10 protein-coding genes are annotated in these 13353 nt (G+C 38.3%); 8 read left to right on the top strand and 2 right to left on the bottom strand.

What is annotated here, in order from left to right; genetic code table 11:
- Positions 1-139: 139 nt before the first annotated feature.
- Complete coding sequence (locus E1140_RS07040; RefSeq protein WP_246202726.1) at positions 140-1222, top strand: DUF1573 domain-containing protein; 1083 nt, start codon at positions 140-142, stop codon at positions 1220-1222.
- Positions 1223-1304: 82 nt separating this feature from the next.
- On the opposite strand, the gene E1140_RS07035 is transcribed toward E1140_RS07040, so the two are convergent.
- Complete coding sequence (locus tag E1140_RS07035; protein ID WP_155180845.1) at positions 1305-2501, bottom strand: acyl-CoA dehydrogenase family protein; 1197 nt, start codon at positions 2499-2501, stop codon at positions 1305-1307.
- A gap of 88 nt (positions 2502-2589) precedes the next feature.
- On the opposite strand from E1140_RS07035, the gene E1140_RS07030 reads away from it, so the two are divergent.
- From E1140_RS07030 to E1140_RS07015, 4 genes are all read left to right on the top strand, one after another.
- Positions 2590-3555, top strand: a complete 966-nt coding sequence (locus tag E1140_RS07030; RefSeq protein ID WP_155180842.1) for a tryptophan 2,3-dioxygenase family protein — start codon at positions 2590-2592, stop codon at positions 3553-3555.
- Positions 3556-3706: 151 nt separating this feature from the next.
- The gene (locus E1140_RS07025) at positions 3707-5407 is read left to right on the top strand and encodes a toxin-antitoxin system YwqK family antitoxin (protein WP_425482004.1); all 1701 of its coding nucleotides are present in this window, start codon (positions 3707-3709) and stop codon (positions 5405-5407) included.
- Between the two features lie 24 nt (positions 5408-5431).
- Entirely contained in the window at positions 5432-7009 is a 1578-nt protein-coding gene (locus E1140_RS07020) for an NAD(P)/FAD-dependent oxidoreductase (RefSeq protein WP_155180836.1), read from the top strand.
- The gene (locus E1140_RS07015; protein WP_155180833.1) at positions 7006-7374 is read left to right on the top strand and encodes a CoA-binding protein; all 369 of its coding nucleotides are present in this window, start codon (positions 7006-7008) and stop codon (positions 7372-7374) included. Before E1140_RS07020 ends, E1140_RS07015 begins: the two co-directional genes overlap by 4 nt.
- Here the strand turns inward: E1140_RS07015 and E1140_RS07010 are convergent.
- A complete protein-coding gene (locus E1140_RS07010) occupies positions 7362-8630 on the bottom strand; it encodes a leucine-rich repeat domain-containing protein (protein WP_155180830.1) in 1269 nt (422 codons plus the stop codon). The two genes, E1140_RS07015 and E1140_RS07010, sit on opposite strands and share 13 nt — an antisense overlap.
- A gap of 97 nt (positions 8631-8727) precedes the next feature.
- Here E1140_RS07010 and gyrB point away from each other — a divergent pair, with 97 nt between their 5' ends.
- From gyrB to E1140_RS06995, 3 genes are all read left to right on the top strand, one after another.
- Positions 8728-10686, top strand: coding sequence for a DNA topoisomerase (ATP-hydrolyzing) subunit B (gene gyrB, locus E1140_RS07005; protein WP_155180827.1), 1959 nt, complete (start codon positions 8728-8730; stop codon positions 10684-10686).
- A 175-nt stretch (positions 10687-10861) separates the two neighbouring features.
- On the top strand, positions 10862-13057 hold the full coding sequence (ppk1, locus tag E1140_RS07000; protein ID WP_155180824.1) for a polyphosphate kinase 1: 2196 nt from the start codon (positions 10862-10864) through the stop codon (positions 13055-13057).
- A 39-nt stretch (positions 13058-13096) separates the two neighbouring features.
- On the top strand, positions 13097-13353 hold a 257-nt coding region (locus E1140_RS06995; RefSeq protein WP_185153466.1), incomplete at its 3' end, for a BLUF domain-containing protein.

Below are 13353 nucleotides of genomic sequence, written 5' to 3'. Positions count from 1 at the left end.
CATAATTATGATTTTGTGCAAATAAAGTGAATTACTCTTAAATAGAAGAAGTTTAAAACCGTTAAAGGATTGTTAATTGTTTGTATTCATTTAGTATTAAACTTTGCTTTCAATAGTTTTGAAGTATAATATCATGATTATGAGATTGCTACTGTTATCATTTATAGTATTTTCGTCATTAACAACTACACTTAATGCACAGCAAGTTGAGCCTATTACATTTTCAGAAAAGTCTTTTGATTTTGGAAATGTGAAGGAAGTTGATGGACCGATCACACATGAATTTACTTTTACCAATAATAGTCAGGAGCCAATACGTATTCTAAATGTGAAGGCGTCTTGCGGATGCACCACCCCAGCTTGGACCAGGGACTCAATTGCACCCGGGAATACAGGATATATTCAAGCTCAATACAACCCCAGAAACCGACCTGGTGTTTTTAACAAGAGTCTGACGATCACCACTTCATTAGGCGAGACACTCCGGTTGTATATAAGAGGGGAGGTGGAGCCTAAAGTATTAACCATTGAAGAGAAATTGAGAACCGAGATGGGAGGTATTAGAATGAAATATCCATCGGTAAATCTTGGCAAAGTTTATATCAATAAACCAGCAGCAGTTAGAAAATATGACATCTATAATCAAACTGATGTGGATATTACTTTTTCTGATGACTATGCAGCTCCGGATCATATAAAAGTATCATTTGAACCTAAAACCCTCGGGTCTAAATCTTCAGGATACCTAGTGGTTACTTATGATGCAGCCGTAAAGAATGATTATGGGTTTATGAATGATCGGATTTCCTTTCAGACGAATGAGCCAGAGGACAAAGTGAAGGAGCTGACAGTTTATGCAACAATAGAAGACTACTTTGCTCCTATACCTCCTGAAGAACTGTCAGAGGTACCAAGGCTAAAAATTGAAAACTCGGTTTATGATTTTGGAAGAGTGAGTAAGGAGAAGGAATCGAAATATCAATTTGTTGTTAAGAATACGGGCAATAGTGATTTGACCATAAAAAAGATTAGTCCTAATTGCACTTGCGTGACTGGGGTGTTGTCTGATGAAGTGATTAAGCCGGGCGGACAGGCCAATCTTGATGTCACCTTTAACCCAGAAGGAAGAAGGGGTAATCAACAAAAGTCAATTACCCTTTATTCAAATGATCCAAAGTCTTCCGCTCAACGAATAACTATTAAAGCCTATGTGCAGGAATAGATGAATTGAGACTGTGAATTGAATATAAATGAAAAGGCCTGCTCATAGCAGGCCTTTTCATTTATCAACAAATTGTTGTTTCTTATTGAAAAGCTGGAATTCCAGTGATATCAGCACCTAAGATAAGAAGATGGATATCATGAGTTCCTTCATATGTAACTACAGATTCCAGATTCATCATGTGGCGCATCATTGGGTATTCACCCGTTATGCCCATTCCTCCATGTATCTGTCTCGCCTCTCTGGCTATCTTTAGGGCCATTTCTACGGAGTTTCTTTTTGCCATAGATATTTGAGGAGTAGTGGCAGTGCCAGCATCCATCATTTTACCTAATTTCCAGTTTAATAACTGTGCTTTAGTAATCTCAGTAAGCATTTCTGATAGTTTCTTTTGTATTAGCTGAAATGAAGCAATTGGTTTGCCAAATTGAATTCTTTCAGCAGCATATCTCCTCGCTGAGTCATAGCAATCCATAGCAGCACCAATAGCTCCCCATGCAATACCATATCTTGCAGAGTCAAGACACATCATTGGTGCACCTAGCCCGCTTTTGCCAGGCAATAGGTTCTCCTTAGGTACTTTTACGTTATCAAACACCAATTCACCAGTGCAGCTGGCTCTCAAAGACCATTTTCCATGCGTTTCAGGAGTGGTAAAACCTTCCATACCTCTTTCTACTATTAGGCCATGGATTCTTCCTTCTTCGTTTTTAGCCCATACTACAGCTATATCCGCTTTAGGTGAGTTTGATATCCACATTTTAGCACCATTCAAAAGGTAGTGGTCACCCATGTCTTTAAAATTGGTCACCATTCCGCTTGGGTTAGAACCATGATCTGGTTCGGTAAGGCCAAAGCAGCCTAAAAACTCACCTGAAGCCAATTTAGGTAAGAACTTCATTTTCTGCTCTTCTGACCCGAACTTGTAAATAGGATACATTACCAAAGAGCCCTGAACTGATGCCGTTGATCTCATTCCAGAGTCACCCCTTTCAATTTCTTGCATGATAAGACCATAAGAAATATAGTCTAACCCACCGCCACCATATTGCTCAGGAACAGTTGGGCCGAATGCACCTACGTCTCCAAACTTTTTAACAATCTCATAGGGGAAGTGTGCTTTTTCACACCAGTCCTCAATGAATGGCGTGATCTCTTTTTTGACAAAATCTCTTATTGAACTTCTGATTAACAGATGTTCCTCTGTAAGTAACTCGTCTAAGTTGTAGAAGTCAGGAGACTCAAACATATCGGCTGAAGATTTTTTATTTGTGGCCATTGCAAACGTTTGTATATATTGATATTTGGGTTATTCGTATTTAAAATTCAAATTTACGCAAGGTTAAAACATATATTGTAAAACGTCCATGAATAAGTCAGAAATTGACCCAAAAATTGTAGAGCAGATAAAGAAACTGGAAGAGAAGTATGAGGTGATGGGTCAGGACCTGTCTTCATACTTAGATGGATTACTCTACAGTGACTATCTTACCTATTGGGATTACATCCATCTTGATACACTTTTGAGCCTTCAAAATCCTAAAACAGGAATGAAGGATGAGATGATATTCATCACCTACCATCAGCATACAGAGCTATTTTTTAAGTTGATACTCTGGGAGATAGATCAGATAGCTGAGCATGAAAATATTAATGAGCAGTTCTTTCTATACAGGCTTAAGAGGATTAATGGATACTTTAAAGTACTAGAAAATTCCTTTTCGGTAATGGTAGAAGGCATGGATAAGGATCAATTCCTGAAATTTAGAATGTCACTCTTGCCAGCTAGTGGCTTTCAGTCTGCGCAATACCGTCTAATTGAAATTAGCTCAACGGATTTGATCAATCTGACTGATCCGGTTTCAAGAAAGGGATTTTCTGAGGATACTTCAATAGAGGAACTTATAGACAAGATATATTGGAGAAGTGGTGCAACAGAATTAGCTTCTGGCAAGAAAACATTGACTTTACGTCAATTTGAAGAGAAGTACAATAGTAAGTTTTTGCATCGAGCAAAGGCTTTTAAAGAAGTTAACTTGCTAAAAATTTATGAAAAGCATTTTGGAGCAATTGCCAATGCTGAGATTATTGATGAATTAAGAGCTTATGATGCTTATGCTAATGTTTATTGGCCACTTGCGCATTATAAGTCCGCTGTTAGATATCTGCAAAGAGACCCTGAGGATATTGCTGCCACCGGTGGTACTAATTGGCAAAAATATCTGCCACCACGATTTCAAAAAATCATCTTTTTCCCATCACTATGGTCTGATGAAGAAAGGGCTGAATGGGGTAAGTCATGGGTGCTTAAAGAAGTGTTTCAAAAGCAATAAAAGTCCATATTAGCCTATTTCTACGTATATTTATTAATTGTTTATGAAATCCGGGCTTTACTATATATTATTTATCCTCCTGTCATATGCCTCTCAGGCTCAGGTGCTTCGCCATGTCTATCATGATGAGGACAGGAGCAAACTGAAAGAGATGTTCTATGTGCGTGACAGTGTGTCGAATATCCTGGAAGGAAAATACCTCTCTTATTATATTAATGGAAATATTGAGTCAGAAGGTCAGTTTAAAAACAATGAGACCTATGGTGAATGGAATTTTTATTATGAGACGGGAAAGCTAAAGATGAAGGGTGTTGTCAAGCGCAATTCGAGTGATGGTTATTGGGAGTATTACTACGAACAAGGTAGTAAAAGCATGGAAGGTGAGATAAGCAATCAGAAAAGGCGAGGGGAATGGAAGATCTTCTATGAAAGTGGAAAGCTGAAAGAAAAAGGAGTCTTTGTTAACAATAAAAGAGAAGGCCATTGGAATGAATACTATGAAGATGGGCAGCTCAAAGGTGAGGCTGATTATACGTATGACAAAGGCCGATATATTGAATACTATCCAACGGGGGAAAAGAAGGCTGAGGGACCTAAGTCTGGTTCAAAACATGTGGGGCTATGGAAGTATTATTACCAAAATGGCAATAAGCAAGCTGAAGGTTTATATCAAAATGGCAAACGTGTTGAAGATTGGCGCTTTTATCATGATAATGGGAAGGTATCGGCTCAAGGCTCTTATAAGGCTGGTCAAGCAGATGGAGAATGGACCTATTACTATGATAATGGTCAAGTAAGCTCTAAAGGTGATTTTCTTGGAGGAAAGAAGGCCGGCTATTGGGGTAATTTCTATGAAGATGGTAGCAATAAAGGTGAAATTACCTTTGATAAAGGTACTGGAGAGTATAAAGAGTATTACAAAAGTGGTAAAATAAAAATGACCGGGGTTATTCAAAATGAAAAGAACCATGGTGTTTGGCAATACTTTTATGAAAATGGACAGCTGGAAGGTGAATGTAATTTTATTGAAGGCAGGGGCGAATATTATGGCTACTATCCGGATGGTACGCTTCAAACGAAAGGTGTGCTAGAAGATGGTCAGAAAGTAGGGAGATGGGAATTATATAAAAATGATGGAACACTATCAGGTTATTATAAACCTATTTATGATGAACCTATAGAAAGAGTAGAGCCTCAAAAGCCTGAGAGAAAGGCAAGAAAGTATGGTGTAGCAGCCTATAAGTTTAAAGGCAGGAGGTTCAGTTATTTCCAGCCGAAGATCAATGAGTTTCAAGGTGTCATTTTAAGCACAAATCCGTTTGCTACTTTTATTGGAAGATTGCCTTTTGCTATGGAGTTCTATCTTCAGGAGAGACTGGGTCACGAATTTGAATTTGAAGGAATAAGAACTCCATTTTACATTGAGGATCATAAAGTGCCACTCAATGATGTTTATACCAGGGGGTATAGCATAGCAGTCAGACAGAAATTCTATAACTCTACAGGCAATGGTTACTCATTGTGGTATTTCGGCCATGAAATTAGATTCACAAACCAGAGCCATTTTTCTAATACAACGAGCATTCTATTTCCTGAAAATGTAATTCGTGCCAGTGCCTCAGAGCAGAAAGTAGAGTATCTTGTATTGTTAGGGTATAGACTCTTGCAGGATACAAGATCAAAAGGCTATACCATAGACCTTTTTGTTGGAGCAGGTAGTGGTTTGAGAAAGTTCGATAAAGGTGGAACTTTTGAATCAGCTTTTGATGATCTTGATCAAAGTGATATTACCTTTGCCTATACTTTCGGAGTGAATATAGGGTATGCATTTTCCTTCGGCTCCAGAAAATAATTTAAGGATAAAAACCTTACTAATTTGAAAAAAAACATTCAGCTGCGTCTTCGACCAGAAGAAGCATTTTCTGATCACGCTAAAGAGATTATAGCTGCTAAGTCGGGCTTGAGCTCATCTGAAGTCCGGATAATCAAAAGATCCATTGATGCCCGTAAGTCTACAGTTTGGGTCAATGTGCAGGCCGATGTTTATCAAAACGAGCAAGTCCCGGATTTAATCCAATATAAAAAAGATTACAGTAATGTTTCCTCATCAAAGCAAGTTGTGGTAGTTGGGGCAGGGCCTGCTGGTCTTTTTGCTGCTTTACGCTTGGTTGAACTTGGGATAAAACCAATAGTAATTGAGAGAGGTAAAGATGTAAGAGAACGTAGAAGGGATATCGCTGCCATTAATAAAGACCATATTGTTAACCCTGAGTCTAATTATTGTTTTGGAGAGGGAGGAGCTGGCACATACTCTGATGGTAAGCTTTATACAAGATCAAAGAAGAGGGGCGATTTAAACCGTATTCTGGAGATTTTAGTGGCTCATGGGGCGAGAGAAGAAATATTATACGATGCACATCCGCATATTGGTACTAACAAACTACCTAAGATTGTTCAGGAACTCAGAGAGAGTATAATCAATGCAGGTGGCGAAGTGTTGTTTGATACCAAAGTCACTGATTTGATTCTTGAAAAAGGAGCTATCAAAGGTGTTGAAACTTCTGCTGGAGATAAGATAAATGGAGAGGCTGTTATTCTGGCAACAGGACATTCAGCAAGGGACATTTTTCAACTACTTAAGCGAAGAGAAATAGAAATAGAAGCCAAGCCTTTTGCTTTGGGGGTTAGGGTAGAACATCCACAGATGCTTATTGACTCAATTCAGTACAGCTGCGCTGGAGATAGAGGGGAATACCTGCCTGCATCATCTTATTCGTTGGTAAGTCAAACTGTAATTGGTGATCAGCAACGAGGAGTATTTTCCTTTTGCATGTGTCCAGGTGGGTTTATTGTTCCCTCAGCAACTAATCCAGGTGAGGTAGTGGTCAATGGTATGAGTCCATCTCGCAGAGATAGTAAGTTCGCGAACTCAGGTATTGTCGTGGCTGTTGAAACGGCCGACTTGAAAAATTATCAACAACATGAAGAACTTGCAGCTATGTATTTTCAAGCCGATATTGAAAAACAGGCCTGTCAACTGGCTGGTGGCACCCAAGTCGCACCTGCACAGCGCTTGGTAGATTTCGTACATGGCAAGGTTTCTTCAACACTTCCTGAAACTTCTTACCAGCCGGGCTTGTTGTCAGTCGATATGACTCAGATATTACCTGATTTTATTAGCGAGAGGCTTAAGTATGGCTTCAAAGGTTTTGGTAAGAAAATGAAAGGGTACCTCACAAATGAAGCGCAGATTGTAGGAGTTGAAAGTAGAACATCTTCACCTGTAAGAATCCCCAGAGATAAAGAAACTTTAGAGCATGTAAAGCTTAAACGACTTTATCCATGTGCTGAAGGAGCTGGCTATGCGGGAGGTATTGTTTCCGCGGCTATGGATGGGGAGAGATGCGCGGAGGCAGCAGTTGTGCAATATATTAATTCGTCAGTTAAGTTATGAAGACAGTCATCATAGGAGCCACTACAAACCCATCAAGATATGCATTTTTAGCAGCTAACATGCTTGACGAAGCTCATTTTGATTTTGTTCCGGTAGGCATAAAGCAGGGAGAAGTCTTAGATAAGGAAATATTAGATTTGCGTACAAAGCCGCATATTGATGATGTTCACACAGTGACACTCTATATTGGTCCTCAAAATCAGCCCGAATGGTATGAGTATATTCTGAGCCTTAACCCCAAAAGGATTATTTTTAATCCCGGTACTGAGAATCCAGAGTTTATGGCAATGGCTCAGAAACAAGGAGTAGAGGTGGAGGCTGCCTGTACTTTAGTCTTAATCAGAACTAACAGTTACTCTGAGTAATTTACGACTACGCCATTTTCTCTAAGGTGATTTACAGTCTCATTTAAGTGTGAGTTTTTCTCATTTTCCTTCTCAATGGGATTTTGGTGAAAGTAAAGCAGTTCAAGTTGAGTGAGCTTGCCAATTTCTTTTGGAATAAGACTTACCTGATTAACGGAGAAATCAAAATTCTTTAAGTTTTCAAGCTCGAAAAGTTCCTGCTGTAAGGATGTGAAGTAGTTATCATTAATCCTCAGCACCTCTAAGTGCTTCAGGTTAGCGATTGTTTTAGGTAAATAACTCAGTCTGTTATGATGAACATATAACTTTTCCAGATTAGTCAACTCCCCAATTTCATCTGGCAGTGAATAGATTCTGTTATTTGATAGGTATAATATTTCTAAGTTCTGAAGCTTCTTAATATCTGGAGGGATAACTTGAATCTGATTATAATATATATCTATTTGTCGGAGCTTGGTCAAATTAAATAGCTCTTTGGGAAGCACTGAGATATTGTTTTTGTAAAGGGTTAAGCTTTCAAGATTGATCAGGTTTTCAATTTTTGGAGGTATAGTGCTTATATTATTTTCAGCCAGTTGAATTTCAATTAATGCTGTAAGGTCAAAAAACGATGGAGGGATGGAGTCTATTTTACACCTATTCAGCCTTAAGCGCTTTAAATTCTTTACCCGCGCGTATTTTTGATTGAGCAGCGAAATTTCATTTTTATCGAGCTTAAGCGCTTCTAACTCCTTATATTTTTTTATCCGCTTTGGAAATCGCGAGAACTTATTGTCTGAGAGGTTCATGTCTTTTACAGACTTTAGCTTTCTTAGCTGTCTTGGTATTCTGGTTAGTTCATTCTTTTCAAGATTTACCCTTTTAATAATCTTGTTCTTCTTCACTTTTAATTTCCGTCCTTCCAGACTATTGTTGCCTAAAACAATGGAGTTGAGCTTTGTTAATTCATTAAGCCTTTTTGGCAACGACTTTATATTATTGTAAGAAAGGTCAAGGCTGGTGATGTTTTTAAATTGATAAACAAAGTCAGGAATTTCGCTGAAGTCACCATATGATAAATCGATAAACTTAATAGAATCTTTGTCTTCCAGTTCTTTATACTCTATAAACCTCAATTTGGCCCTTTCTTTCATCCTAATTACCCTTTGCTGCCTCATAGAATCAAGTTGCTCTGTAGTAAACATTCGTTGACTATTAGCCGAAATAGCCAAGGAAAAGAAGGTAATAAAAAGGGTTATTATTTTTAATCGCTGCATATCTCAAAACTAAAGAATTAGTTGATAATATTACAACAAAAAAGCAATGTAAAAAAGGACATAATAGTGTAGTTTTGAGAGATTTTGAAAAGAGATTATGGCAGAAAATAAAGAACAGAAAAAGAACGAGTATTCAGCAGGAAATATACAGGTCCTGGAAGGCTTAGAAGCCGTTAGAAAGCGACCTGCAATGTACATAGGTGATGTGGGGGTCAAAGGTCTTCACCACTTAATTTGGGAGGTAGTCGATAACTCAATAGATGAGGCACTTGCCGGACATTGTGATACTATATCAGTAAGAATCAATACCGACAATTCTATAACTGTTTCAGATAATGGTAGGGGTATTCCTACAGATTATCACGAAAAGGAAAAGAAGTCTGCTCTTGAGGTGGTAATGACTGTGCTTCATGCTGGAGGTAAGTTTGATAAAGATACTTATAAGGTTTCTGGTGGACTACATGGTGTGGGTGTGTCTTGTGTGAATGCACTATCTACAATGTTAAAGGCCACGGTCCATAGAAACGGAAAGATTTTTGAGCAGGAATATAGCACTGGTATTCCAAAATATGAAGTTAGAGAAATAGGTGAGACCGAGATAAACGGTACTACTATCGAATTTAAACCAGACGATAGCATATTTACTGTGTCTGAGTACAACTACGAAACAGTTGCATCAAGACTTAGAGAACTGTCATTTTTAAATGCAGGTATTACAGTACATCTGGAAGACTTAAGAGAACTTGATGATGATGGTCAGACAAGAAAGGACACTTTTCATTCAGAAGGTGGTTTACAGGAGTTTGTAGCCTACTTAGACAGTACCAGAGAGAAGCTTATTCCTACGCCAATCTACATGAATAGAGAGAATGGCGAGATTCCAGTTCAGGTAGCGTTAAATTATAACACGTCTTATACCGAAAATGTGGTTTCTTATGTTAATAATATTAACACGATAGAAGGAGGAACTCACGTTGCTGGTTTTAGAAGAGCATTGACAAGAACATTAAAGTCTTATGCTGATAAGTCTGGCTTACTTGATAAAGTTAAAGTAGATATTACAGGTGATGATTTTAGGGAAGGTCTAACTGCCGTTATTTCTGTTAAAGTTGCTGAGCCTCAGTTTGAAGGACAGACAAAGACTAAATTAGGTAACTCGGATGTTAGCGGTGCTGTAGACGTAGTTGTAGGCGAGATGCTGAATAACTACCTTGAAGAAAATCCAAAAGAGGCAAGAACTATTGTTCAAAAAGTAATTATTGCAGCTCAGGCCAGATTTGCAGCAAGAAAAGCGCGCGAAATGGTTCAGCGTAAGAATGTCTTAAGTGGTACCGGACTGCCTGGAAAATTGGCTGACTGTGCGAATAACGACCCTACTTTTTGTGAGCTGTATCTTGTGGAGGGTGACTCTGCAGGTGGATCTGCAAAACAGGGTAGAGATAGAAACTTTCAGGCTATTCTACCACTTAGGGGTAAAATTCTTAATGTAGAGAAAGCTCAGGAGCATAGAATCTATGAGAATGACGAGATCAAGAATATGATCACGGCATTAGGAGTAAGCTTTGGAACCGAAGAAGATGATAAGGCTTTGAATATGGAGAAGCTAAGATATCACAAGATCATAATCATGACGGATGCTGATGTTGACGGTAGTCACATTAGAACCTTGATATTAACATTCTTTTTTAGATACATGCATGCACTCATTGAAAAAGGGTATGTGTACATCGCATTGCCACCATTATACTTATTGAAGAAGGGTAAAGATGAACGTTATTGCTGGACAGAAGCAGAGCGTGAAGTCCTGATCAAGGAGATGGCCAAAGATGGTAAAGAAGAATCAGTAGGTATTCAGAGATACAAAGGTCTTGGAGAGATGAATCCTGAGCAATTGTGGTCAACTACAATGAACCCTGAAAGCAGAAGTTTGAAGAAAGTAACTATCGAGTCTGCTGCTGAGGCCGATCACTTATTTTCTATGTTAATGGGAGATGAGGTAGCACCTCGTAGAGAGTTTATCGAGAAGAATGCTAAATATGCTAGAGTAGATATCTAGTACATCAGTTGATACTTAAGGGTCACCTCTAACTGATTTTTATTAGTTGAGGTGACTTTTTTTATTTCCCAATAATTGGAAATGATAAAGAAATGTTAATTTAACAAGCAGTCAATTGCACTATTAAATTGGCAGTTTTGTTTAATTATTTTTAAACCCAACGAAACAATACCCAATGGTAATTCCTGAAAGACTTAAGAAGGAAATCGCTCAGAGTAATTATATCAGCCGTGATTTGAGCTGGTTAAAATTCAATGATCGTGTTTTAGATCAGGCTAAGGATGAGAAAAAGAGCCTAATCGAGCGAATTAAGTTTTTGGCAATAACAGGATCCAATTTAGATGAATTTTTCACCATTAGGGTGGGTAGTTTGTATAACTATCTCGATTATGGAAAGCAGCGTTTCGATTATTCAGGACTTCGTGAAGTGCCTTTCCGTCAGGTGTTATTATCAAAGGCCAAAGAGTTTTCTGATAAACAGCAGCATTTATTTCTAAAAGACCTTGCAGCGCAGTTTGAGGAAACTGGCTTTTCAATTACTCCATTTAAAAAACTTTTGCCTGAAGAGAAGGCTAAAGTCAATAAATACTTTGACTCTACAGTATATCCAATGCTGACCCCGATGGCTTATGACAGCTATCACACTTTTCCAATATTAAGTACCAATAGGTTGGTGCTGGGAGTGGTGACCAAAAGTGTTGAAGACGATAATAAGAAGCTAAATTTCATACAAATACCATCAAACATTCCGAGGTTTTATGAAGTAGAAAGAGATGATGTCGTGCATTTTATTGCCCTTGAAGATATTATAAAGAATAATGTACATCACCTCTTTAGAAATATTAAAATAGTATCAACAAGCCTGTTTAGAGTGACCAGAAATGGAGACTTTACTTTAGAAGAGAGTGATGATATCGAGGCTAACTTCTTGGAGGAACTTAAGCAAAAGCTTAAAACCAGAAGAACCGGTAGAGTGGTTAGGCTTGAGGTGGTGGGGCGACCAGACAGTTGGATGCTAAAGACTTTAAAAGAACGATGGGAACTGCAGGACGATAATATATTTAGGTATTCTAAGCGCAGCCTTTTAGATTTTACTGGCTTGTGGGAAATTGTCAGGCATAACGAGTTTAAGGACATGCTTACCGAGATGCCCTCTATGGTGCCTCCGTTAAGTTATCCTGAAATTGGAGAAGACAACATATTCGAAGTGCTGAAGGAGCGGGATGTGCTACTTCATCATCCTTATAATAGTATAGAGCCGGTTCTTGAATTGCTTGAAAAGGCAGCTAATGACCCTGGAGTTCTTGCTATTAAAATCACTATTTATAGGCTTGCCAGGGATTCCAGAGTTACAGCTGCATTGCTTAAAGCTGCTGAAAATGGCAAGCACGTAGCGGTACTTTTTGAAGTAAAAGCCCGTTTCGATGAAGAGAATAACCTGCGTGAAGCTCAGAGGCTTCAAAAAGCTGGATGTTTTGTGATTTATGGTATCAGTAGCTTTAAAACTCATACTAAACTTCTTTTGATTGTAAGGAAGGAAGGAGAGAAGGTAACCCGATATGTCCATCTGTCTAGTGGTAACTATAATGAGTCTACTTCTAAGCTTTACACTGATCTGGGCTTATTGACCACTGACGATGAGTATGCTCATGATATTTCAGACTTTTTTAATGTAATTACAGGTCACTCGATGCCGAGTGTTTATAAAAACCTGATTACAGCGCCTAAGGATATGCGTCAGCAGTTAGTTGAGCTGATCAGAAAAGAGGCGGAAAATGCTAAAAAGGGTATAGCTTCAGGTATTGTTATAAAGGTGAACTCATTGCAGGATAAAGAGAGTATAGATGAGCTTTATGCAGCCTCTCAGGCTGGTGTTCCCATTAAACTCATTGTTAGAGGTATGTGCTGCTTACGGCCGGGTAGAGTGGGGTTGAGTGAAAATATTGAAGTAATTTCGATAGTTGGTCACTTCCTGGAGCATTCAAGAATCTATTATTTCCATAATGGCGGTAATGAGATTGTATATACAGGTAGTGCAGATATGATGGTCCGTAGTTTCGAGCGTAGACTTGAATCATTATTTATGATTAATGATGACTTGATACAGCGACAGGTTAAGAATATTCTTCAAAATAACTTACTAGATAATGTCAACTGCTATGTAATGCAGGAGGATGGAAGCTACCTGAAACGACATGCCAATGGAGATGCACCTCATGATATTCACAAGGAGTTTTTTAATGTGCACAAGGATAATCTACTTGATCTTGACCTTACATTGAAACTCAACAAAGTTAGTCATTTAAAGACCCTAACAGAGGTTGAAGATCCCGTAGAAGCATTAGTTATAGATAAAGAAACTGAGGCCTAGTACTGTTGTCATTTAGAATCTTATTTTCTAAATTGTTTCATGTACTACCTTGTATATGGAAGTAATGCACACCATCCTATGGATGAAGTAGAATTAATGAAGCTACTTCATCAGGCTAGAATTAAGAATAAGGAAAATGGTATTACAGGGTTATTAATATATTCCGAAAGCAAATTTATTCAGGTACTTGAAGGGGAAAAGGAAGCTGTCCTTAATTTGTTTCATCAGATACGAGAAGATGCAAGGCATCATAAAGTATCTATAATTATTGAAGGAAATCTAATTACTCGCAATTA

Origin of the sequence: Fulvivirga lutimaris (genome assembly GCF_009711525.1) — a bacterium.
Classification (GTDB): Bacteria; Bacteroidota; Bacteroidia; order Cytophagales; family Cyclobacteriaceae; genus Fulvivirga; species Fulvivirga lutimaris.
The sequence above is the reverse complement of the archived record's forward strand: the minus strand, read 5'-3'. Positions and strand labels throughout refer to the sequence as shown.